This is a genomic window from Pseudomonas protegens, assembly GCF_003732485.1.
GTDB lineage: Bacteria > Pseudomonadota > Gammaproteobacteria > Pseudomonadales > Pseudomonadaceae > Aquipseudomonas > Aquipseudomonas protegens_B.
The window spans coordinates 1-22977 of record NZ_MOAK01000013.1; the positions used below are offsets into that span (position 1 = coordinate 1).

Genomic DNA, 22977 nt, shown 5'->3' on the forward strand with positions numbered 1-22977 from the left:
GGTGTATCAGGCCGGACGCCTTCGCCGGCAAGCCGGCTCCTACGGGGAGCAACGGCGCTTTGTGCAGGAGCTGGCTTGCCAGCGAACCATGCGCCGCGGTGCGTCAGGCCGGGCTGCCTTCGTCGGCAGTCGGCTCCTGCGTGGCCTCAGAACCAGGCGTCCTGCATGCTCAGGCAGGTATCGTCCCGCGTTTCCAGCAGTGCCAGCTCGTGCTGGCAGCCTGGTACTTCCCAGGTCAGGAAGTAGCGCGCGGCCTGCAACTTGCCCAGGTAGAAATCCCGATCCGCCGCCACTGCCCGCGCCAGTCCTTCCTCGGCCCGGATGGCCTGTTCCAGCCAGCGCCAGCCGATCACCGCATGGCCGAAGGCCTTCAGATACAGCGCCGAGTTGGCCAGGGTGCCGGTGACCTTGCCGCCGGCCAGATCACCCAGCAGGCCCAGCGTCACGCTCTGCAGGCGCGTCACCAGTTGTTCCAGGGGCAGGCGCAGGGTGTCCAGCGATTCATGGGCGCGGGCCCGCTCGCCGGTCTCGACGATCAGGCGGATCAGGCGCTTGAGCCCGGCACCGCCGTTCTGCGCCAGCTTGCGTCCCAGCAGGTCCAGGGACTGGATGCCGTGGGTGCCTTCGTGAATCGGATTCAGGCGGTTGTCGCGGTAGTACTGCTCCACCGGGTATTCCCGGGTGTAGCCGTGGCCACCGAGGATCTGGATCGCCAGTTCGTTGGCCTTGAGGCAGAACTCCGAAGGCCAGGACTTGACGATGGGCGTCAGCAGGTCCAGCAGTTCATGGGCCTGCTGGCGCTCGGCCTCGCCGGCCAGGGTGGTGGTGTCATCGAACAGCCGCGCCGCGTACAGCCCCAGGTCGAAGGCGCCTTCGACGTAGGCCTTTTGGGTCAGCAGCATGCGCCGCACATCGGCGTGCTGGATGATCGCCACCGGCGCAGTGCTCGGGTCCTTGCTGTCCGGCAGGCGGCCTTGAGGGCGTTCGCGGGCGTATTCCAGGGAGTACAGGTAGCCGGCGTAGCCGAGCATCACCGCGCCCATGCCGACGCCGATCCGCGCCTCGTTCATCATCTGGAACATGTAGCTCAGGCCGTGATGGGGCTTGCCCACCAGATACCCCACGCACTGGCCGTTATCGCCGAAGTTCAGCGCGGTGGAGGTGGTGCCGCGCCAGCCCATCTTGTGGAACAGCCCGGCCAGCAGCACGTCGTTGCGCGGCCCCAGGCTGCCGTCGTCGTTGACCAGGAGCTTGGGCACGATAAACAGCGAAATGCCCTTCACCCCGGGTGGTGCGTCCGGCAGCTTGGCCAGGACCATGTGCACGATGTTTTCCGACAGCGGATGGTCGCCGCCGGAAATGAAGATCTTGTTGCCCTTGAGGCGGTAGCTGCCGTCGCCAGCGGGTTCGGCGCGGGTGCGGATATCCGACAGCGACGAGCCGGCATGGGGCTCGGTCAGGGCCATGGTGCCGAAGAAGCGGCCGTCGATCATCGGCTGCAGGAAGCGCTGCTTCTGCTCGTCGGTGCCGAAGCTCTCGATCAGGTTGGCGGCGCCCATGGTCAGGAACGGGTAGGAGGTCGAGGCCGCGTTGGCCGCCTGGAAGTGGGCGAAGCAGGCCTGGGACAACAGGGTCGGCAACTGCATGCCGCCGGCCTCGAAACTGCGAGCCGCATTGAGAAAGCCGGCTTCGAGGAAGGCATCCACCGCCGGCTTCACTTCCGGAATCAGCACCGCCTGGCCGTCTTCGTAGCGCGGCTCGTGTTCATCGCCCTTGCGATTGTGGGGAGCGAAGAACTTCTCGGCTATGTTGCGAGCGGTGCCCAGGGCGGCATCGAAGGTCTCCCGGTTGTGCTCGGCAAACCGCTCACGCTGGGTCAGGCCCTCGGCGTCGAGTACCTCATACAGCTCAAAGGCCAGATTGCGGGAACTGAGCAAGGTCTCGGACATGGCGGCTTACCTGATGATTAGGGAGTGGGCCGAGTCTATGCGGGTGAATAAAGGCTGGATAGCAAGATTGATCGCGGTGATGCAAAGCCCAAAAAACCTCTGTAGACGCCGGCTTGCGTAGGAGCAGGCTTGCCCGCGAAGGCGTCACGGGAGGGCGATGCAGGGCTCAAGGGCCTCTTCGCCGGCAAGCCGGCTCCTGCAGAGGACGGGCAAAAAAATGGGCGCCGGTGAGGGCGCCCATCGATGCAGCAGAACCTTCGGCGATCAGCCGATGGTCATCAGGCTGGCGTTGCCGCCGGCCGCAGCAGTGTTGACGCTCAGGGCGCGCTCGATCACCAGGCGCTCCAGGGCAATCGCGGTCTCGCCCTGGGACAGACCCTGGACGCCAACGATGGCTCCGGCACGCTGGGCCACTTGCTGGCAAACGCCGCGCAGTTGGTCAGAGTCGCCGTGATGCAGGACCGCGTCGAACACCACTTCGTCCTTGGTCCAATCGGCCACCCGCTGGATGCGCGCTTGCACGTCCTTCGGCAGACGGGCGAACAGCGCCTTGCTCAGATCGCTTTCCGGCCACACCGCCGAGCCACCGACGGCCAGCACGGCTGCCAGTTGGGTCAGCAGGTCGCCCTCCACCTCCGCCAGGCACAGGACGTGCTCGCGGGGCAGGATGGCGTAGCTGTTGCGCTCGCCGGTCGGGCCATTCAGTTGGCGGGTGATACCGCTTTGCGACTGGCCGGCAAACTGTTTGCACAGGCTCGCCAGTTCTACCAGCTTGCTGCTCTCGGCCCAGGCTTGCAGGGCATTGAGCGGCTTGCTCAGGATTTCGCGCAGGCGCAGGTCCGGAGCGTTGGCAGCATCGGCACGGACGAAGGATTGCTCGATGGCATCCACCGGACGGGTCGACAGCAGGCGGTACAGGTACAGCGGGCCGCCGGCTTTCGGGCCGGTGCCCGACAGGCCTTCGCCGCCGAACGGCTGCACGCCGACCACGGCACCGACGATGTTGCGGTTGACGTAGACGTTACCGGCGTTGACGTTGTCCACCACCTTGGCAATGGTTTCGTCGATCCGGGTGTGCACACCCAGGGTCAGGCCGTAGCCGGAAGCGTTGATCTGGGCGATCAGCTGGTCGATGTCCTTGCGCTTGTAGCGCACCACGTGCAGCACCGGACCGAAGATCTCGCGCTGCAGCTCATCGAAGCTTTCCAGCTCGATCAGGGTCGGCATGACAAAGGTGCCGCGCTTGCATTCTTCGCTGTCGGCGATGGCCATCTGATACACGCTGCGACCTTTGTCGCGCATGGCCTGGATGTGCTTCTCGATGCCGGCCTTGGCTTCGGCGTCGATCACCGGGCCGATGTCCACCGACAGACGCTCCGGGTTGCCCAGGCGGTTTTCGGCCATGGCGCCCTTGAGCATTTCGATCACGCGGTCGGCGGAATCCTCCTGCAGGCACAGTACGCGCAGGGCCGAGCAACGTTGGCCGGCGCTGTCGAAGGCCGAGGACACCACGTCGATCACTACTTGTTCGGTCAGGGCCGAGGAGTCGACGATCATGGCGTTCTGGCCGCCGGTCTCGGCGATCAGCGGAATTGGACGACCCTGGTTGTCCAGGCGCCCGGCGATGTTGCGTTGCAGCAGACGCGCGACTTCGGTGGAGCCGGTGAACATCACGCCTTTGACGCGCTCGTCACCTACCAGGCGGGCACCGACGCTTTCGCCCTGGCCCGGCAGCAGTTGCAGCACGCCTTCGGGAATCCCGGCTTCCAGCAGCAGGCGCACGGCCTGGGCCGCCACCAGCGGGGTCTGTTCGGCCGGCTTGGCCAGTACCGGGTTGCCGGCAGCCAGGGCCGCGGCGACCTGGCCACTGAAGATCGCCAGCGGGAAGTTCCACGGGCTGATGCACACCACCGGGCCCAGTGGACGGTGGGCGTCGTTGCTGAAGTCGTTGCGGGCCTGCACCGCGTAGTAGCGCAGGAAGTCCACGGCTTCACGCACTTCGGCGATGGCGTTGGCGAAGGTCTTGCCGGCCTCGCGGGCCAGCAGGCCCATCAGTGGCTGGATCTCGCCTTCCATCAGGTCGGCGGCGCGCTCCAGGATCGCGGCGCGTTCGGCCGGCGGCGTGGCCTGCCAGATCGGTGCGGCGTTGAGGGCGCACTGGATGGCGTTGTCGACGTCTTCTACCGTGGCTTCCTGGACATGACCCACCACATCGCGATGATCCGACGGGTTGAGTACCGGTGCCGGGGTTTCGCTGCTGGCGGCGCAACCGAGCATCGGTGCGGCTTTCCAGTTGTTGTGGGCGGTGGCCAGCAGGGCGCAGGACAGCGACGCCAGGCGATGTTCGTTGGCCATGTCGATGCCGGCGGAGTTGGCGCGTTCGGCGCCATACAGGTCACGCGGCAGCGGAATGCGTGGGTGCGGCAGGCCGAAGCCGCCTTCCAGGGTGGCCATCTGCTCGATCTGGTTCACCGGATCGGCCACCAGCTCCTGGATCGAGATCGACTGGTCGGCAATGCGGTTGACGAACGAGGTGTTGGCGCCGTTTTCCAGCAACCGGCGGACCAGATAGGCCAGCAGGGTTTCGTGGGTGCCCACCGGCGCGTACACGCGGCACGGACGGTTCAGTTTGCCTTCGGAAACCTTGCCCACCACTTGCTCGTACAGTGGTTCGCCCATGCCATGCAGGCACTGGAACTCGTACTGGCCGGGGTAATAGTTCTGACCTGCAATGTGGTAGATCGCCGACAGGGTGTGGGCGTTGTGGGTGGCGAACTGCGGGTAGATGACTTCCGGCACCGACAGCAGCTTGCGGGCGCAGGCGATGTAGGAGACGTCGGTGTACACCTTGCGGGTGTAGACCGGATAGCCTTCCAGGCCCTCGACCTGGGCGCGCTTGATCTCGCTGTCCCAGTAGGCGCCCTTGACCAGGCGGATCATCAGGCGGTGACGGCTGCGACGGGCCAGATCGATGACGTAGTCGATCACGTACGGGCAGCGCTTCTGGTAGGCCTGGATCACGAAGCCGATGCCGTTCCAGCCGGTCAGCTGTGGCTCGAAGCACAGCCGCTCCAGCAGGTCCAGGGACAGCTCCAGGCGGTCGGCTTCCTCGGCGTCGATGTTCAGGCCGATGTCGTACTGCTTGGCCAGCAGGGTCAGGGACAGCAGGCGCGGGTACAGCTCTTCCATCACGCGCTCGTACTGGGCGCGGCTGTAGCGCGGGTGCAGGGCCGAGAGCTTGATGGAGATGCCCGGGCCTTCATAGATGCCGCGACCGTGGGAGGCCTTGCCGATGGAGTGGATGGCCTGCTCGTAGGAGGCGAGGTACTTCTGTGCGTCGTGCTCGGTCAGTGCGGCTTCGCCGAGCATGTCGTAGGAATAGCGGAAGCCCTTGGCTTCGAACTTGCTGGCGTTGGCCAGGGCTTCGGCGATGGTTTCGCCGGTGACGAACTGCTCGCCCATCAAGCGCATGGCCATGTCCACGCCCTTGCGGATCATTGGCTCGCCGCTCTTGCCGATGATGCGGCTCAGGGAAGAGGTCAGGCCGGCCTCGTTGTGGGTCGACACCAGCTTGCCGGTGAGCAACAGGCCCCAAGTGGCGGCGTTGACGAACAGCGACGGGCTGTTGCCCAGGTGCGGCTGCCAGTTGCCGGTGCTGATCTTGTCGCGGATCAGCGCGTCACGGGTGCCCTTGTCCGGGATACGCAGCAGAGCCTCGGCCAGGCACATCAGCGCCACGCCCTCCTGGGACGACAGGGAGAACTCCTGCAGCAGGCCCTGGACGATACCGGCACGGCCGCCGGCACTCTTCTGGTTGCGCAGCTTCTCGGCGATCGAGGCGGCCAGTTTGTTGGCGGCTTCGGCGGTGGCGGCCGGCAGGCGTGCCTGCTCCAGCAGCATCGGTACCACTTCCGGTTCCGGGCGACGGTAGGCGGCGGTGATCGAGGCACGCAGCACCGATTGCGGCAGGATGCTCTCGGCGAATTCGAGGAAGCATTGGTGGGCGTGATCGGTCTGCACCTCGCCGGCATCCTCGCCGTCCTTGGTGGTGACACTGCTCAGCTCGGTCAGGGTTGCACCACCCTCGAGTTTTTCCAGGTAATTGAAAATCGCCTGCTTGATCAGCCAGTGCGGCGTACGATCGATCGAGGCCGCGGCGGCCTTGAGGCGCTCGCGGGTTGGGTCGTCGAGTTTGACCCCGAGGGTGGTGGTAGCCATATTTTTATCCTCATGTTTGCCACGCACGTGTGGCATCAGCTGGCGGCAAGATTATCCGTGCGCTGAAATAGGTGCAACCGGGTGCAACCCATTTTTAAGCGGAAAAAGCGGCAGCTTGTCAGGAATAAATTTCCTACATGAAATGCCATGCATCCTTATGGTGCCTTTGCTTCTGAAAGAAACATTTCTTGCTCCAAAAGGGAGCAAAAACGTCGTTAGAAGTCGATTATTCGACAAGGTGCAACTGATTCGATGCAAATTGGTTGCACCTTGTTCATTTTGTTGCATAGGATTCGCGCCCAAGGTGCAACCGTCCTTGCGGAGCGGTTCATCGGCTGATGGCTTTCCTGGGGAAACATCAGTCATAAATGCGCGACCCGCCTGATCGTCTTCCAAGCGTCATCGTTTGGCGGCGGGTGGCAGTGGTCGCCGCACCATAAAAACAAAGCCAGGGCGTAACTCAATGAGTGCAAGCAATCCAACCTTGATCACGTTCGTGATCTACATCGCAGCAATGGTGCTGATCGGTTTCATGGCCTATCGCTCCACCAACAACCTTTCCGACTACATTCTTGGCGGTCGCAGCCTGGGCAGCGTGGTTACCGCGCTTTCTGCCGGTGCTTCCGACATGAGTGGCTGGCTGCTGATGGGCCTTCCGGGCGCCATCTACATGTCCGGTCTGTCGGAGAGCTGGATCGCCATCGGACTGATCGTCGGTGCCTACCTGAACTGGCTGTTCGTTGCCGGTCGTCTGCGGGTGCAGACCGAGCACAACGGTGACGCACTGACCTTGCCGGACTACTTCTCCAGCCGTTTCGAAGATAAAAGCGGCCTGCTGCGCATCATCTCCGCGGTGGTGATTCTGGTGTTCTTCACCATCTACTGTGCCTCCGGGATCGTGGCCGGTGCCCGTCTGTTCGAAAGCACCTTCGGCATGCCTTACGAGACGGCGCTGTGGGCTGGCGCGGCGGCGACCATTGCTTACACCTTTGTTGGCGGCTTCCTGGCGGTGAGCTGGACCGATACCGTGCAGGCCACGCTGATGATCTTCGCGTTGATCCTGACTCCGATCATCGTGCTGCTGGCCACCGGTGGCGTCGATACCACCTTCCTGGCCATTGAAGCCAAGGACCCGACCAGCTTCGACATGCTCAAGAACACCACCTTCATCGGCGTGATCTCGCTGATGGGCTGGGGCCTGGGCTACTTCGGCCAACCCCACATCCTGGCGCGCTTCATGGCGGCGGATTCGGTCAAGTCGATCGCCAACGCCCGTCGCATCTCCATGACCTGGATGATCCTGTGCCTGGGCGGCACCGTAGCCGTGGGCTTCTTCGGTATCGCCTACTTCTCGGCGCATCCTGAGGTGGCCGGTCCCGTGACCGAGAACCCTGAGCGGGTGTTCATCGAACTGGCCAAGCTGCTGTTCAACCCGTGGATCGCCGGTGTGCTGCTGTCGGCCATTCTGGCGGCGGTAATGAGCACCCTGAGCTGCCAGTTGCTGGTGTGCTCCAGTGCCCTGACCGAAGACTTCTATAAAGCCTTCCTGCGCAAGCACGCCTCCCAGCTGGAGCTGGTCTGGGTCGGTCGCGCCATGGTGCTGGTGGTGGCGCTGATCGCCATCGCCATGGCCGCCAACCCGGAAAACCGCGTGCTGGGCCTGGTGAGCTATGCCTGGGCCGGCTTCGGTGCGGCGTTCGGTCCTGTGGTGCTGATCTCGGTGCTGTGGAAAGGCATGACCCGCGACGGCGCGCTGGCGGGGATCATCGTCGGTGCCGTTACCGTGATCCTGTGGAAACACTTCGCTCTGCTGGGTCTGTACGAAATCATCCCGGGCTTCATCTTCGCCAGCCTGGCAATCCTGCTGGTAAGCAAGCTGGGCGCGCCGAGCACTGGCATGGTTCAGCGTTTCGAAGCGGCCGAGAAGGATTTCAAGCTCAACCACTGAGTGCGCAAATCCTGCCCTGATGGTTCGGGGCAATGAAAACGGCCCGCTGCGTTACTGCAGCGGGCCGTTTTTTTTAGTGCAGTTCAGCGTCGGGCTGGTTGAGGAAGATCAACACGCCAAGGATCGCCATGTAGAACTTGAAGGCCGCGTCCTGGCCGTTCCAGGTCTGGGATTGCCACATCATGAACCACTCGCCACCCACCACCATGAAACCGAAGAACCAGACGCAGAAGCCCAGGCAGAAGCCGGCAACGGCCCAGCGTTTGCGCCGGTTGAAGTAGCTGGCGACACCGTGTCGCGCCAGCCACAGGTGCAAGGCGCCAACGACCAGCAAGACACCGGTCAAGGCCTCGCCGGCTATGATCAGCCAGTAGCCGACATTCCACAGCAGGGGCAGGGTCAGGGCGCGGTCGGTGGCGGTGTTGCCGGGGAATACGCTGTCCATGCTCAGCACATGCTGGACAAAGGCGAAGTTGGAGCCGTAGTCGCTGATGTTGTTGTAAGCCACCAGCAGGGCGAACGCCGCCACTGCCAGGGTCATGGTGATTTTTACGTAACGCACAATCATGTTGGGTTCCTTTGCGGGCGAGTAATGATCCTGGGGGCTGGTTGGGGGCGGATGCGTCGGTGCCAACGCGGCGGAGGAAGCCCTGGCGTCTGCTGCCAGGGCCGATGGATCAGGCTTGTTTCAGTGCCTGGTCGAGGTCTTCGAGCAGGTCCTCGATGGCTTCGATGCCGACCGAAAGGCGGATCATCTCCGGCTTGACGCCGGCCTTGGCCTGCTCTTCTTCGTTCATTTGCCGGTGGGTAGTGGAAGCCGGGTGGCAGGCCAGGGACTTGGCGTCGCCGATGTTCACCAGGCGTTTGAAGATCTGCAGTGCGTCGTAGAAGCGCACGCCCGCGGCGTAGCCGCCCTTGAGGCCGAAGGAGAGGATCGCCGACGGCTTGCCCTGCATGTACTTGCGCGCCAGTTCATGGTGCGGATGGTCGGGCAGGCCGGCGTAGCTGACCCAGGCCACCAGGGGGTGGGCCTTGAGGAACTGCGCCACCTTGATGGCGTTGTCGGTGTGGCGTTCCATGCGCAGGGCCAGGGTCTCCAGGCCTTGCAGCAGCAGGAAGGCGTTCATCGGCGCCAATGCTGCGCCGGTGTTGCGCAGCGGCACGGTGCGGGCCCGGGCGATAAAGGCCGCCGGGCCGAACTTCTCGGTGTAGACCACGCCGTGGTAGGCCGGCTCCGGAGTGTTGAGGCTGGCGAACTTCTGCGGGTGATCGGCCCAGGGGAAATTTCCGCTGTCGACTATGACTCCGCCCAGGGAGTTGCCGTGGCCACCGACGTACTTGGTCACCGAGTGCACCACGATGTCGGCGCCGAACTGGATCGGCTTGCACAGGATCGGCGTGGCCACGGTGTTGTCCACCATCAGCGGCACGTTGCGGGCATGGGCGGCCTGGGCCAGGCCCTCGATATCGACGATATTGCCCGCCGGGTTGCCGATGCTCTCGCAGTACACCAGCTTGGTCCTGTCGTCGATCAGTTCGGCAATGGCCTCGGGGGAGTCGTCCCGGGCGAAGCGCACTTGGACACCGAAGCTGGGCAGCAGGTGGGCGAACAGGGTGTAGGTGCCGCCATACAGCTGCGGGGTGGACACGACGTTGTCCCCGGCCTGGGTCAGGGTCTGGATCGCGTAGTGGATGGCTGCACTGCCGGCGGCCACCGCCAGCCCGGCAATCCCGCCTTCCAGGGCGGCCATGCGCTGTTCCAGCACATCGTTGGTGGGGTTCATGATGCGGGTGTAGATGTTGCCGGGCACATCGAGGTTGAACAGGTCAGCGCCGTGCTGGGCGTTGTCGAACTCGAAGGCGACGTTCTGGTAGATGGGCACGGCCACGGCCTTGGTGGTCGGGTCCGACTTGAATCCATGGTGCAGCGCAATCGTTGCGTCTTTCATAAATCCTCGACTCAGAAATAATCCATTAATGAGCACAGCCAGGCAGGTCGTGTGCCCGCGCAGCAGTCAGTGGTCCCGTGTGTCTGAGTCGCCAGCAACCGCTTGATGTGCCCGCCGCTTGGCCGCGGGCGGGCGCGTCAGTGTCCAATAGGCGCGGTGGATGGGCAAGGGGGCGGCCGCGGCGTGCAGGGACAGGGGCGGCCGTCCTTGGCCGCTGGAGCGTTTCAGCGGGGGTGGGACCAACCCTGGGAGCGCTTGACGGCGCCACTGAAGGTGCTGCGCCAGGCCTCTGCCGTGGCCCGCTCGATACGGGGGCGGTAGTGGGTGCGGGTGTTGTCCAGTTCCGGCAGCTCCACACCCAGGCCCCGGGCGGCGAGGGCGGCGCAGCCCAGGGCGGTGAGTTCGTCGAAGCGCTGGGTGACGATGGTACGTTGCAGGATATCGGCCAGGAACTGGGCGAAATACGGGCTGCGGGCCAGGCCGCCGTCAATCGACAACTGGTCGGTGACGTTGAGGTGATCGTCCATCGCCGTGATCACTTCGGCGCTGCGCAGGGCCACGCCTTCCAGCACGGCCTGGCACAGGTCCTGGCGAGTGGTGGCGGCGTTCATGCCGATCCACACCGCCCCGGCGCTGCGATCCCAGTGCGGGCAGGCAAGCCCGGACAAGGCCGGGACAAACGCCAGCTCGCGGGAAATCGCCGGTGGCTGATCGAAGGCTGCCAGTTCCGAAAAATCGCTGAACAGGCCCAGGCGCCCGGCCCATTCCACCGCGGCGCTGGCGTCGTACACACCACCGTCCATGGCATACACCGGTTTGCCGTCGGCCTGCCAGGCGACGGTGGCCAGCAGGCCTTTCTCCGGGGCGCGGATGATCTGTTCGCCTGTGACTGTCAGGGCGAAGGCGCCGGTGCCGAAGGTGATCTTGGCGTCCCCCGGCTCCCGGCAGCCGTGACCGTACAGCGAGGCTTGCTGGTCGACCACCGAGGCGCTGATGGGGGTCTGGCCGATGCGTCCGAAGTCGCCGACCGTGGCGCGGATTTCCGGCAGGGCCTGCATGGGCACGCCGAACAGCTGGCACAACTGCGGGTCCCACTGGCCGGTGGCGAGATTCATCAGCGAGGTGCGCGAGGCGGTGGTGATGTCAGTGGCGTAGACCCCGGTCAGGCGATCGAGAAAGTAGGCATCGGTGGTGCCCAGGCGCAGGCGGCCGGCACTCAGGGCGGCCTGCGCCGCCGGCAGGTTTTCCACGATCCAGGCCAGCTTGCTGGCGGAGAAGTAGGCATCCAGGGGCAGCCCCGCCCGCTCCAGGGTCAGGGCTTCGGCACCGCTGGCGCGCAGTTCTTCGATACGCGCGGTGCTGCGGTTGTCCTGCCAGACGATTACCGGCGACAGCGGCGCGCCACTGACGGCGTCCCAGGCCAGGCAGCTTTCACCCTGGTTGGCCAGGCCGATGGCGTCGACCCGGCCGGTGGCTTCCAGGCAGCGTTGCAGGTTGGCCAGCAGCTCCAGCGGGTCGTGTTCGACCCAGCCCGGACGCGGGTGATGCTGTTGGTGGCGCAGCGCCAGTTGGATGTCGGCACGGCCGTGCATGTCCACGACCAGTACGCGGGTGCTGGTGGTGCCCTGGTCAAGTGCGGCTATTCGCATGGTCATTTCTCTTGTTGTGGGACGGCCTGGTCGATGCAGATGTCCAGTTGGTCGAAATGTTCCGGCAGGTGCAGGTCCTTGATGGGGATCAGCAGGCGCCGTTCCGGCAGTGCCGAGACCGGTCGGCTCCAGAGCTCCAGGCCCTGGGCGCGGACCCGCAGGGTGCCACTGACCGCCTGGCTGACCCGCAACTGGATGTGCGCCAGGCCCGCCAGCTCGCCGCGCACCAGGCGGCCCGGCACGCCGAGCTTGATCGGGGCGGCGTACTTCAGGGTCAGGGCGTCATGGGCATCGGGTAGCTGGCCGCTCAGGGCCAGGGCCATCAGGCTGCCGATGCGCCGTCCCTCGCGGTAGGACCAGCCGGCCGTCTCGATCGGCCGCAGCAGGTTGCCGGCGGCAAAGTAGGCAGGGTCCGAACAGCGGCCGTACTGGTCGATCTTCGGCCCCCCGCTACCGCTGTCCAGTTGCAGGTGGCTCAGGCGCACCAGACTCGACTCCGGGGTGAACTGGCCGGTGAGCAGCACACCGTCGCACGGGATGTCGCGGACCTGGCCGTCGGCCAGGCGCACCCGGGCCGACTCCACCCGGCCGCAGCCATTGATCGCCAGCAGCTCGGCGCCAAAGTGCATGGGGATGCCCAGCAACCTTGGGAACACCGACAGCGGCCAGCGGGCGGTGGCTCGTTTATTGGCTTCCAGTACCGCCACCGGGCGGATACCGGCGCGCCGGCAGCTGAGCACGGCAGACAGGCTGACCAGCTCGGTGCCGATGATCAGCGGCCGCTCGAAAGGCTTGAGGTGCTGCACATAGAGGAAGTTCTGCAGGGCCCCGGTGTTGATCACCCCCACCGGGCGGTCGCCGGACAGCAGGCGTGCCGAGCGCGGGGTTTCCCGGGCGCCGGTGGCAATCAGCACCTTCTGTGCCTGGATCAGCCGTGGCCCGTCGGGACTGGCCAGGCGCAGCAGGCCGCCGGGCTCCAGGCTGACCACGGTGTGCCGCAGCAGCAGGATCACGCCGGCTTTCAGCGCGGCTTCGACATTGCGCCGGGCGTAGGCCGGGCCGCTGAGAATGCGTTGGTACTCGCGCATGCCGAAGGGCGGGTGGGCACAGTGCCGGGGAATGCCGCCGGCCTCGCTTTCACGCTCGATGACAATCACCGGGCCGATGCCCTGGCGCCGCAGTTCGATGGCCGCCGCCAGGCCCGCTGGGCCGCTGCCGATAATGGCCGCTTCGGCCTGAAGAAGTTCAGTGCTGTTCATGGCAACGACCTGTGGCAAGTGGAACGGCCAGTTGGCTGGCACTCAGTTCGGCGACCTGGGCCGAGCAATAGAAACCCTGGCAGCGCCCCATGCAGGCGCGGGTGCGGCGCTTGAGTCCGCCCAGGTCGCCAGGGGGCAGGGGGCTGTGCAGGGCGCTTTCTATTTCGCGCCGGGTCACCAGTTCGCAATGGCAGACGATTTCGCCATAGCCGGGGCGCTGCCAGTCGCGGGGCAAGTGCTCTGCCAGATTGGGCATCTGCGGCCAGAGCGGTTCGCGCACCGGCTGGTGCTGGCGGCGTTGGCTGTACAGACCGTAGACATGCCGGGCAATGCCCAGGGCGGCGGTGAGCCCGGTGGAGCGGATGCCGCCGACGGTGATCCAGTGCCGGGCGTGGTCGGCCTGGATCCGGTACTCCTTCTTTTCACTGGCGGGGCGCAGCCCGGCGTAGGTGGCGGTGACCGGCATCCCGGCGAGGCCGGGAATTCGCTCCACGGCGGCATCGATCAGGCTTTGCAGGGTCGGCCCGTCGAGCCCGGCGTGGATCCGGTCTTCCTGTTCTTCGGCGGTGGGGCCCACCAGCAGGTTGCCGTACACCGTGCGGGTCAGGACGATGCCCTTGGTGCGTTCGTTGGGCACCGGCAGGACGATGCGCTCCAGCAGTTTGGCCGCGGCCTTGTCGAAGACCACGAACTGGCCCTTGCGCGGCATGATGCGAAATTCGCTGTGGCCCAGCAGGTTGTGCTCCAGGGTGTCGCCGAACAGCCCGGCGCAGTTGATCACCTGGGCACTGCGCAGGGTGCCGCGGTTGGTGTGCAGGGTCCAGGCCTCCCCATCGAACTGGCCTTGCTGCACTTCGCACTGCAACTGCACCCGGGCACCGTGGGCCATGGCCTGTTGCAGGTAGCCCAGGGGCGCGGACCAGGGGTCGATCAGGTGTTCGTCGGGCACCAGCACCGCGCCCACGGCGTGATTGGCCAGGTGGGGCTCCAGGGCGAGGATCTCGCTGCGTTCCAGCAGGCGCACGTTGTCGACTCCATTGGCCTGGGCCTGGGCGAGAATCCCTGGCAACCGGGCCTGGTCCTCGGCGTTCCAGGCCACCACCAGTGCGCCACTCTTGAGCAGCGGCAGGTTCATGGCCGAGTGGATTTCCAGGTATTCCTGGTAGCCGGCCTGCATGCACTGCAGTTCCAGGCTGCCACTGGGGGCGTCGAAGCCGGTGTGCAGGATGGCGCTGTTGGCCTTGCTGGCGCCGGAGAGAATGTCACTGCCCTTTTCCAGCAGCAACACCCGGGCGCCTTCCAGGGCGAAGCGCCGTGCCATGGCGCAACCCACGACCCCGCCACCGACGATGGCCACATCGAAAGTCACATTCTTCGGATAAAGTTCGGTCATATAAATGCCTGTTTCCTGCGGTAACGCCCAAGGATCTGTGCAGGAATCAAAGCATAATGCGGGCCATGATTGTTGTTTTTATTTTCTATTCGGTCATGTATCGGTCAATTGACTGTGGTTTTTGGTGTGTAAAAACTGCCTGCGGCAATAGCCCCGGGTTCAGGGCTGCGGCACCAGATGCACCTCCACGCCGGCTTTCTCCAGGGCCGCCAGCAGCTCCGGGCCGGGCTGACGATCGATCACCAGACGGTCGATGCGCTCCAGCGGGAACACCTTGAACAGACCGCGTCGTTCCAGCTTCGAAGAGTCGGCGATCACCGTCAGCTGACGGGCCTGGGCAATCATGGCGCGAGCCACTTCGGCTTCTTCGATGGAGAAGTCCATGGCGCCGTCTTCATTCAGTGCGCCGATGGTGATCACCGCGTGCTCGGCGTTGAAGCGAGTGATCTGCTCCAGGGCCAGGGTGCCGACGTTCTGGGTCGAGTCGGGGCGATATTCACCACCGATCATGAACACCCGATTGCCCGACTCGCCAATGCAGCCGGCGATCGGCAGGGAGTTGGTGATCACTGTCAGGCGGGTGTGCTGCGCCAGTTCCCGGGCGAAGAACAGGGTGGTGGTGCCGGTATCGATGAAGATGCTGTCGCCCGCGCAGAACAGGCCGGCGGCGTAGCGGGCGATGGCGCGCTTCTCCTGGGCGTGTTCGTTCATGCGGGTCTGGAAGGTGTTTTCGTGCTCGCCGGTGGGAGGCAGGGCTGCGCCGCCATGGAACTTGGTGACCAGGCCGTTTTCCGCCAGGTCGCTGAGGTCGCGGCGGATGGTTTCCTGGGATGTGGCAGTGATGCGCGCCAGCTCTTCCACAGAGATCCGCTCCCGCTGCCGCAGGAGTTCGAGAATGTGCTGTCGTCGTTCGTTGGGGCGCATGGTGTTTTCCGTTTAGTGGTACTTCGCCACACAAATGGGCATTTTTTGTTACTTACGCACACTTCTGGCTCGTTGATGTGCGTATTCGGTCAAGTTCGATGGAAAAGTTAAGCATTTACTTGCACGTTTCACAATGGCCAGCAGTCATGGGGTCGGATCAAAGCCAGCGGCCGATCGGGTCAATGTTGCAAAAGTTTGTTGACCGATATTTGATTGTTTTTAAGTAAAAACCACAACTAATACACATTGTGGCACGGGATATGCCCTGTGTTTCATCACCTGATCCATCGCTCGCCTTCGCGAGGGGCGACCAGAGCTGGCCTCGACAAGAACTTCCCCGGCGGGGGAAACCTATAAATGACGCTCAGAGAGATGAACCCACATGGCTGAATTTGGAAATTACGTCATTTACCTGATCATGCTCGGCGCCGTGATCGGCGCCCTGTCATCCATCATCAAGCCCGAGAGTGGCCTGGGTAAGGAGTTCGTCAACGGTATCCACTCCATCGGTCCGGTGTTCCTGGCCCAGGCCGGGATCATGGTGGCGATTCCCTACCTGTCCCAGGGCATTTCCCACGCCCTGGGGCCGTTCTTCAACGCCCTGGGTTCGGATGTCTCCATCGCGGCGCTGTCGATCATTGCCGTGGACATGGGCGGCTACCAGTTGGCCAACGCCCTGACCGCCAACCGCGACCTGTGGATCACCGCGATGCTGGTGGGCTACACCTCCGGGGCGACCATCGTCTACCTGATCCCGGTGGGCCTGACCATGCTCGAGCGCAAGGACCACAAGTACCTGGCCCTGGGCGCCATGGCCGGGCTGATCAGCATTCCGTTCGCGGTGCTGATGTCGCTGCTGATCATCACCGCCACCCAGTTGCCGGTGCGGGACATCGTTTCCACCAACTCCGAGGCGCTGTACTACCTGTCCCTGGGCTTCGTCGACATGCTCAAGCTGCTGGCGCCGTTGTTCGTGTTCTGCTTCCTGCTGGCGGCGGGGCTGCGCTACCGGCCGCAGATGATGGTCAGGGGCTTCCTGGTGTTCGGCAAGATCATGGACGCGGCGATCAAGCTGATCCTGGCCCTGAGCATCGTCGAGCACTTCACCAAGTTCTTCAGCATCAACTTCGGCGGCTGGGGCTTCGACCCGATGTTCGCCGACGAAAAGGAGCTGTTCCGGGCCATCGAAATCGCCGGCTACATCGGCATCATGCTCGCCGGTACCTTCCCCATCTGCTACCTGTTCCAGCGCTACTGCAAGAAGCCCATGGAGCTGCTGGGACGCCATCTGAACCTGTCCAGCACCGGTGCCGCGGGGTTCATCATGGTGTTTGCCAACATCATCGCCACCTTCCACCTGTTCAAGCACATGACCGCCCGCGACAAGGTGCTGTGCGTGGCCCTGGGGGTCTGCGCCCAGGCTCTGATCGGCGACCACCTGGCGTTCACTGCGAACTTCCAGCCAAGCCTGATCCTGCCGATTCTGCTCGGCAAACTGTTCGGCGGCTTGCTGGCGGTGGCGATCGCCATCCGCATCTCGGTGCCGGCCGCCCAGCGCTATGAGCAGCAAGAGCAGGAACAGGCCGCGGCCTTTGCCCTGCAACCTGCGCGGGCCTGACGGCCCGCGTCACCTATCCCTGAAGTCGAGGTAACGATGCGCAAGATTTTCCTGGCCTGCCCCTACAGTCACTCCGAGCCGGCCGTCATCCACGAGCGTTTTCTCCAATGCAACCAGGTCGCGGCGCAGATACTGGAAGCCGGCCATGCGGTGTTCAGCCAGGTGAGCATGTCCCACCCGATCAACCTGTGCCTGGCGGGCAAGGACAATGCCGCCATCGGCAAGCTCTGGGCGCCGGTGGATGCGCTGTACATGGCGATGATGGAGGAGCTGATCGTGCTCGACCTGCCGGGCTGGAAGGACAGTGGCGGGATCAAGCGCGAGATCGAAGTGTTCGAAACGTCCGGGCGGCGGGTCAGCCTGTGGTCGCAAGTCAGCCACGAGTTTGCCTGAAACCCCGGCCGTGCCCGTCGTCGCCTGCGCCGGGTACGGCCCCGCTCTGAACTGACGACAGCCTGCGCACAGGGTAAACTTGCCCCCCTGCGCAGGAGCAACCATGAACTATCGTCACGCCTTCCACGCCGGCAATCACGCCGACGTCTTCAAACACCTGACCCTGACCCGCCTCATCGCCCTGATGTCGCGCAAGGAGCAGCCGTTCGCCTACCTCGACAGCCACGCCGGTATCGGCCTGTATGACCTCAAGGGCGACCAGGCCACGCGCACCGGCGAGTACCTGGAAGGCATCGCACGGTTGTGGGGCGACGCAGATCTGCCGGCGCTGACCGCCGACTACATGCAGGTGCTGCACAAGATGAACCCCGATGGCGAGTTGCGTTACTACCCCGGCTCGCCGGAACTGGCTCGGCGCCTGACCCGTTCCCAGGACCGGGTGCTGCTCAACGAAAAGCACCCGGAAGACGGCTTGCTGCTCAAGGACAACATGAAGGGTGATCGTCGCGTGGCGGTGCATCTGGGGGAAGGTTGGCATGTGGCCCGAGCGTTGCTGCCGGTGGCTGAGAAACGTGCCGTGATGCTGATCGACCCGCCTTTCGAGCAACTGGACGAGATGCAGCGCTGCGCTGCGTCGTTGAAGGAGGCCATTGGCCGCATGCGCCAGACCGTGGCGGCCATCTGGTACCCGGTCAAGGACCAGCGCGCCCTGCGACGCTTCTACCAGGACCTGGCCGGTACCGGTGCGCCGAAGCTGCTGCGGGTGGAGTTGCTGGTGCATCCGCTGGATACGCCCAACAGCCTCAACGGCTCGGGACTGGCGATTGCCAATCCGCCCTGGGGGCTGGAGGAGGAGTTGCGCGAGCTGCTGCCGTGGCTGTCGAAGAAGCTCGGCCAGACCCAGGGCGGCTGGCAGATGGACTGGTTGATCGCCGAGTAAGCGTTCGCTGACCAGCCGGCTCCTACAGGAGGTTGTAGGAGCCGGCTTACCGGCAAAAAATCAGATCGGGCAGGTCACGCCAGTGCCGCCGATCCCGCAATAGCCTTCGGGATTCTTCGCCAGGTACTGCTGGTGGTACGCCTCGGCGAAATAGACGGTCGGGGCTTCTTCGATTTCAGTGGTGATGTCGCCCAGGCCGGCCTTGGTCAGTTCCGCCTGGAACACATCCCTGCTGTGCAGCGCCTGTTCCAGCTGGGTCGGGTTGGTGGTGTAGATCACCGAGCGGTACTGGGTGCCAATGTCATTGCCCTGGCGCATGCCCTGGGTCGGGTTGTGCAGTTCCCAGAACATCGCCAGCAGCTCCTTGTAGCTGACTTTCTCAGGCTCATACACCACCAGCACCACTTCGGTATGGCCGGTCAGGCCCGAGCAGACCTCTTCATAGGTCGGGTTCGGGGTGAAGCCGCCGGCATAACCCACGCAGGTGCTGAACACGCCTTCGCGCTGCCAGAAACGCCGCTCGGCACCCCAGAAACAGCCCAGGCCGAAGATGGCGAAATCCACATTGCCCGGAAACGGGCCCAGCAACGGGTTGCCGTTGACGTAGTGTTCGGCAGGTAGGGCCATGGGGGTTTCACGGCCGGGCAGAGCTTGTTCTTTGGTTGGAAGCACGTTTTTGTTCACCAGAATTTCCGAGCGCAAGACCATGTGTCGGTCCTCCAGTCAGGTTGGGGAGTCGGTAAGAGGATAGACACGCAGTTTGCCCGAGTGTTACAGCGCTGTCAGGCAATTGGGCCGCGGGGATAGCGCTTGAGCTTGGCAATCAGCTCGGTGCCGGGGATCGGCCGGTCGAACAGGTAGCCCTGGCCGACGTCGCAGCGATGACGGCGCAGGAAGGCCAGTTGCTCGGCGGTCTCGATGCCTTCGGCGACCACCTTGATCTTCAGGTTGTGAGCCATGGCGATCACAGCCGAGGTGATTTCCATGTCGTCCTGGTTGTCGGGGATCTCGTGGATGAAGCTGCGATCGATCTTGATGATGTCGATGGGGAATTTCTTCAGGTAGCTCAGGGACGAGTAGCCGGTGCCGAAGTCGTCCATGGCCAGGGTCAGGCCGAGCTTTTTCAACTGTTCAAGCTGCTGGTGGGTGTCGTCGGTGGCTTCCAGCAGCAAGCCCTCCGTTAACTCAAGCTCCAGCAGCGAGGAGGGCAGTTGCTCTTCCTTGAGAATGCTGGCGATGGAGGCCACCAGGTCCGGGTCGGAGAACTGCTTGGGCGACAGGTTGATGGCCACGTGCAGGTTGCCCATGCCGGCGGCGGTCAGTTGCTTGCTCATGCGGCAGGCCTGGCGGGCGATCCACTTGCCGATGGGGATGATCAGGCCGGTTTCTTCCGCCACGCTGATGAACTGGTCCGGGCGGATCATGCCCTTTTCCGGGTGGTTCCAGCGCAGCAGCGCCTCCATCCCCAGCAGGCGGCCGCTGCGCAGGCACAGCTTGGGCTGGTAGAACACATCCAGTTCGTTCTGGGTCAGGGCCCGGCGCAGGTTGTTCTCGACGAACAGCTTGTAGCTGGCCTCGGCATTGAGGGCTTCGGTGAAGACCTGCACCTGGTGTTTGCCGTTGGCCTTGGCCTTGTGCAGCGCCAGGCCGGCGTTGCGCATCAGGGTCTGAGGGTCGCGGCCATGCAGTGGCGCGCTGGCCAGGCCGACCGAGCCGGTGACGCTGATCAACTGGTTGTCGACGAACATCGGCTTGTCCAGGGTCATCAGCAACTGGCTGGCGATCTGTTGCCCGGTTTCCAGGTCGGTGTTGTCCAGTAGCACGGCGAATTCGTTACTGGCAAAGCGCGCCAGGCTGCCGCTGGGGCTCAGGCTGTTGCGCAGGCGCCGGGCCAGGCTGATCAGCAGCTTGTCGCCGGTCTGGTGGCCGAGGCTGTCGTTGATCCGCTTGAAATTGTCGATGTCCACCAGCAGCAGGCTGATCGGGGTATCGCTGTCTCGGGCAAAGCGTTCGTCGAGGTTGCGGATGAACGCTGGGCGGTTGCCCAGGTTGGTCAGGTTGTCGGTGTAGGCCAGGCGCTCGATGCGTTGCTGGGCAAGCTTGGTCTGGGTGATGTCTTCGTAGATGCCGATGTAGTGGGTCAGCTCGCGATTGTCGCCGTAGACCTTGGAGATCGACAGCTGGCCCCAGTAAGGCTCCAGGTTCTTGCGCCGGCTCTTGAACTCGCCCTGCCAGCTGTTGCTCTTGGCCAGGCTGGACGGAGCGTCGAACAGCAGCTCGCTGAGGTTTTCCAGGGCCGGCAGTTCGGACAGGCGGTGGCCATGGACCTCTTCGGTGCTGTATTGGGTGATCGCCGTGAAGCTGGGGTTGACGTACTCCACCACGCCGTCGCAGTTGACCAGCAGGAAGGCGTTGGCGCTCTGTTCCACGGCGCGCTGGAACAGGTGCAGGGCGCTGGTGGCGGCGCGCCGGTTGTGATTGTTGATGACCTGGGCGAACTGGTCTGCCAGTTCGCCGGCGAAGGCGATCTCGTCGGACTGCCAGGCCCGGGTCATGCCGGTCTGTTCCAGGCACAGCACGCCGACTACTTGGCCGTCGATGCGGATGCTGGCGTCGAGCATGGCATTCACATCCCGTGGACGCAGGCTCTCGGCCATTTCCCGGGTGCGAGGGTCGCGCATGGCGTTCTGGGCGTCGATGGCGCGGCAGCTGTGCAGCGCTTCCAGGTAATCGGGAAAGCTGCTGGCGTCGATGCGCTCCGGCATGCGGTATTCCTGGGGGCCGCGGTGGTAGGCGGCAATCGGCACCAACTGCTGGTCTTCCAGGTTCCAGATGCTGGCGCAGTCGATCTGGTAGATGTCGCAGGCACTGCGGGTGATCAGCTCGGCGGCTTCCTTCAGGGAGTTGCTGGTGCTGTAGCGTTGGCGCGTCAGGAGCAGGATCAGGTCCTGTTGCGCACGTACCCGCTCCAGATGCTGCAACTGCTCCTGCTGGGCTCGCTGGTTGAGTTCCAGGGCGATCTGCAGGCGGGTGTTCTGGGTTTCCAGATCCACGGTCGGCATTGGCGAGGCGTCGCTGAACAGACCTTCCACCACCAGCAGGTAGCCGCGCAGCAAATGCCGGTTGTGTTGTTTGTAGGCTTCCCCCAGCTCGAGGATGCTCAAGGGCCCTTGGCCGGTGTGCAGGGTGTAGCGGATCAGGTAATGGGGGCTGGTGCTCAATTGCTGCTGGATGGCGTCGTGCAGCTGATAACGCGCCTCGGGCTCCATCAGGCTGGCATAGGGGGAGCCGACCAGGGCGCAGAGTTCGACGGCGGGCAGACCGAACTGACGTTCGCAATTGGGATCGAGAAACAGCAGCGCCCAGCTCGCTTCATTCAGCCGTTCGAAACGCAACATGCCGAGCCGCGAGGGCACGGGCAACTGCGTCACTACCTCGGCCACCATACGGCTGGCGGCATCGGGTTGGCTTTTCATGGGGAAACTCGCTTCGAAATTGCTGATCGCGCCGGGCTCACGCCCTCTTTACTGTTACCTGCGGCAAGGTTGCATCATGCGGCATCGACTGACAAGTAAGATGAAGGCTAAGTGCTATAAACCTATATCGGCAGGTTGAGGGATTTCTGCAAAGTTACTTTTTCGGCCTTTCGCAGCCCTGAATGACGGGCTATTGGCGACGTTTTTTTGGCAAAAAAAGCCCCGCCAAATTGACGGGGTTGAGGTACGAGCGTGGCGCTCGGAAAGCGTGGGTTACCGGCCCGCCCATGAGGGTGGGCCGGTACGCCGGTTACAGCAGAATAGTGCGGATGTCGCCCAGCAGGTCGCTCAGACGCTTGGTGAAGCGAGCGGCAGCCGCGCCGTTGATCACACGGTGATCGTAGGACAGGGACAGTGGCAGCATCAGCTTCGGCTGGAAGGCCTTGCCGTCCCAGACTGGCTGGATGGTGGCCTTGGAAACACCGAGGATCGCCACTTCCGGCGCGTTGACGATCGGCGTGAAGCCGGTGCCGCCAATGTGCCCGAGGCTGGAGATGGTGAAGCAGGCGCCTTGCATCTCGTCCGCGGAGAGCTTCTTGGTGCGGGCCTTTTCCGCCAGGGAAGCCGCCTCGGCCGCCAGTTGCAGCAGGCTCTTCTGGTCGACGTTCTTGATCACCGGTACCAGCAGGCCATCCGGGGTGTCCACGGCGAAGCCGATGTTCACGTACTTCTTGCGGATGATCGCCTTGCCGCTTGGTGCCAGGGAGCTGTTGAAGTCCGGCAGTTCCTTGAGCAGGTGCGCGCAGGACTTGAGCAGCAGCGGCAGGATGGTCAGCTTGACGCCGGCCTTCTCGGCAACGGCCTTCTGCGCAACGCGGAACGCTTCCAGCTCGGTGATGTCGGCCGAGTCGAACTGCGTCACGTGCGGCACGTTCAGCCAGCTGCGGTGCAGGTTGGCGGCGCCGGCCTGCATCAGGCGGGTCATCGGCACTTCTTCGATTTCACCGAAGCGGCTGAAGTCCACGACCGGAATCGGCGGGATGCCCGCGCCACCGGTTGCGCCGCCAGCAGCTGGCGCTTCCTTGGCCTTCTGCATCATGGCCTTGACGTAGACCTGCACGTCTTCTTTCAGGATGCGACCATGCGGACCGCTGGCACCGACAGCACTCAGCTCGACGCCGAACTCACGGGCCAGTTGGCGCACGGCCGGGCCGGCGTGCACTTTCGCGCCTGGCTTGGCAGGTGCGGCGGCCGGGGGGCC

16 protein-coding genes are annotated in these 22977 nt (G+C 64.2%); 4 read left to right on the top strand and 12 right to left on the bottom strand.

From position 1 onward, the window contains the following. Positions 1–146: 146 nt before the first annotated feature. The 3 genes from BLX41_RS00590 to BLX41_RS33300 all read right to left on the bottom strand — a co-directional run bounded on the left by BLX41_RS00590 (position 147) and on the right by BLX41_RS33300 (position 6563). Positions 147–1949 carry an acyl-CoA dehydrogenase gene (locus tag BLX41_RS00590; protein ID WP_123723334.1) on the bottom strand — a complete coding sequence of 601 codons (1803 nt, stop codon included), beginning with the start codon at positions 1947–1949 and terminating at the stop codon, positions 147–149. Positions 1950–2213: 264 nt separating this feature from the next. Continuing rightward, on the bottom strand, positions 2214–6167 hold the full coding sequence (gene putA, locus BLX41_RS00595) for a trifunctional transcriptional regulator/proline dehydrogenase/L-glutamate gamma-semialdehyde dehydrogenase (protein WP_123723335.1): 3954 nt from the start codon (positions 6165–6167) through the stop codon (positions 2214–2216). Between the two features lie 51 nt (positions 6168–6218). Then, positions 6219–6563: a hypothetical protein gene (locus BLX41_RS33300; protein ID WP_148059669.1), complete on the bottom strand. Its 345-nt coding sequence runs from the start codon at positions 6561–6563 to the stop codon at positions 6219–6221. A gap of 67 nt (positions 6564–6630) precedes the next feature. Between BLX41_RS33300 and putP the strand changes: the two genes are divergently transcribed. Continuing rightward, a complete protein-coding gene (gene putP / locus BLX41_RS00600; RefSeq protein ID WP_123723336.1) occupies positions 6631–8115 on the top strand; it encodes a sodium/proline symporter PutP in 1485 nt (494 codons plus the stop codon). Positions 8116–8188: 73 nt separating this feature from the next. On the opposite strand, the gene BLX41_RS00605 is transcribed toward putP, so the two are convergent. The 6 genes from BLX41_RS00605 to BLX41_RS00630 all read right to left on the bottom strand — a co-directional run bounded on the left by BLX41_RS00605 (position 8189) and on the right by BLX41_RS00630 (position 15289). Beyond that, complete coding sequence (locus tag BLX41_RS00605) at positions 8189–8683, bottom strand: DUF2165 family protein (RefSeq protein WP_123723337.1); 495 nt, start codon at positions 8681–8683, stop codon at positions 8189–8191. Between the two features lie 109 nt (positions 8684–8792). Further along, positions 8793–10064, bottom strand: a complete 1272-nt coding sequence (locus BLX41_RS00610) for an O-acetylhomoserine aminocarboxypropyltransferase/cysteine synthase family protein (RefSeq protein ID WP_123723338.1) — start codon at positions 10062–10064, stop codon at positions 8793–8795. 224 nt (positions 10065–10288) lie between these two features. Beyond that, a complete protein-coding gene (locus BLX41_RS00615) occupies positions 10289–11713 on the bottom strand; it encodes a glycerol kinase (RefSeq protein WP_123723339.1) in 1425 nt (474 codons plus the stop codon). A 2-nt stretch (positions 11714–11715) separates the two neighbouring features. Then, positions 11716–12972 (bottom strand): NAD(P)/FAD-dependent oxidoreductase, encoded by a 1257-nt coding sequence (locus tag BLX41_RS00620; protein WP_123723340.1) that lies wholly within the window; start codon positions 12970–12972, stop codon positions 11716–11718. Beyond that, on the bottom strand, positions 12959–14365 hold the full coding sequence (locus BLX41_RS00625; RefSeq protein WP_123723341.1) for an NAD(P)/FAD-dependent oxidoreductase: 1407 nt from the start codon (positions 14363–14365) through the stop codon (positions 12959–12961). The genes BLX41_RS00620 and BLX41_RS00625 overlap by 14 nt, the downstream gene beginning before the upstream one ends. 159 nt (positions 14366–14524) lie before the next feature. Next, complete coding sequence (locus BLX41_RS00630) at positions 14525–15289, bottom strand: DeoR/GlpR family DNA-binding transcription regulator (RefSeq protein ID WP_123723342.1); 765 nt, start codon at positions 15287–15289, stop codon at positions 14525–14527. A gap of 382 nt (positions 15290–15671) precedes the next feature. On the opposite strand from BLX41_RS00630, the gene eutH reads away from it, so the two are divergent. From eutH to BLX41_RS00645, 3 genes are all read left to right on the top strand, one after another. Beyond that, on the top strand, positions 15672–16907 hold the full coding sequence (gene eutH / locus BLX41_RS00635) for an ethanolamine utilization protein EutH (RefSeq protein ID WP_123723343.1): 1236 nt from the start codon (positions 15672–15674) through the stop codon (positions 16905–16907). A gap of 36 nt (positions 16908–16943) precedes the next feature. Further along, positions 16944–17300 carry a DUF1937 family protein gene (locus BLX41_RS00640; protein WP_123723344.1) on the top strand — a complete coding sequence of 119 codons (357 nt, stop codon included), beginning with the start codon at positions 16944–16946 and terminating at the stop codon, positions 17298–17300. A gap of 103 nt (positions 17301–17403) precedes the next feature. Further along, complete coding sequence (locus tag BLX41_RS00645; RefSeq protein ID WP_123723345.1) at positions 17404–18240, top strand: 23S rRNA (adenine(2030)-N(6))-methyltransferase RlmJ; 837 nt, start codon at positions 17404–17406, stop codon at positions 18238–18240. Positions 18241–18300: 60 nt separating this feature from the next. Here the strand turns inward: BLX41_RS00645 and msrA are convergent, their stop codons facing one another. The 3 genes from msrA to BLX41_RS34105 all read right to left on the bottom strand — a co-directional run. After that, positions 18301–18948, bottom strand: coding sequence for a peptide-methionine (S)-S-oxide reductase MsrA (gene msrA / locus BLX41_RS00650; RefSeq protein WP_123723346.1), 648 nt, complete (start codon positions 18946–18948; stop codon positions 18301–18303). Between the two features lie 74 nt (positions 18949–19022). Beyond that, positions 19023–21716 (bottom strand): sensor domain-containing phosphodiesterase, encoded by a 2694-nt coding sequence (locus BLX41_RS00655; RefSeq protein ID WP_123723347.1) that lies wholly within the window; start codon positions 21714–21716, stop codon positions 19023–19025. Between the two features lie 310 nt (positions 21717–22026). Continuing rightward, positions 22027–22977: 2-oxo acid dehydrogenase subunit E2 (locus BLX41_RS34105; RefSeq protein ID WP_259744287.1), on the bottom strand; the 951-nt coding region annotated here is incomplete at its 5' end.

Coding starts and splice junctions, on each gene's coding strand:
- BLX41_RS00590 (WP_123723334.1), bottom strand. CDS start 1,949: ATGTCCGAGACCTTGCTCAGTTCCCGCAATCTGGCCTTTGAGCTGTAT.
- putA (WP_123723335.1), bottom strand. CDS start 6,167: ATGGCTACCACCACCCTCGGGGTCAAACTCGACGACCCAACCCGCGAG.
- putP (WP_123723336.1), top strand. CDS start 6,631: ATGAGTGCAAGCAATCCAACCTTGATCACGTTCGTGATCTACATCGCA.
- BLX41_RS00605 (WP_123723337.1), bottom strand. CDS start 8,683: ATGATTGTGCGTTACGTAAAAATCACCATGACCCTGGCAGTGGCGGCG.
- BLX41_RS00610 (WP_123723338.1), bottom strand. CDS start 10,064: ATGAAAGACGCAACGATTGCGCTGCACCATGGATTCAAGTCGGACCCG.
- BLX41_RS00615 (WP_123723339.1), bottom strand. CDS start 11,713: ATGCGAATAGCCGCACTTGACCAGGGCACCACCAGCACCCGCGTACTG.
- BLX41_RS00620 (WP_123723340.1), bottom strand. CDS start 12,972: ATGAACAGCACTGAACTTCTTCAGGCCGAAGCGGCCATTATCGGCAGC.
- BLX41_RS00625 (WP_123723341.1), bottom strand. CDS start 14,365: ATGACCGAACTTTATCCGAAGAATGTGACTTTCGATGTGGCCATCGTC.
- BLX41_RS00630 (WP_123723342.1), bottom strand. CDS start 15,289: ATGCGCCCCAACGAACGACGACAGCACATTCTCGAACTCCTGCGGCAG.
- eutH (WP_123723343.1), top strand. CDS start 15,672: ATGGCTGAATTTGGAAATTACGTCATTTACCTGATCATGCTCGGCGCC.
- BLX41_RS00640 (WP_123723344.1), top strand. CDS start 16,944: ATGCGCAAGATTTTCCTGGCCTGCCCCTACAGTCACTCCGAGCCGGCC.
- BLX41_RS00645 (WP_123723345.1), top strand. CDS start 17,404: ATGAACTATCGTCACGCCTTCCACGCCGGCAATCACGCCGACGTCTTC.
- msrA (WP_123723346.1), bottom strand. CDS start 18,948: ATGGTCTTGCGCTCGGAAATTCTGGTGAACAAAAACGTGCTTCCAACC.
- BLX41_RS00655 (WP_123723347.1), bottom strand. CDS start 21,716: ATGAAAAGCCAACCCGATGCCGCCAGCCGTATGGTGGCCGAGGTAGTG.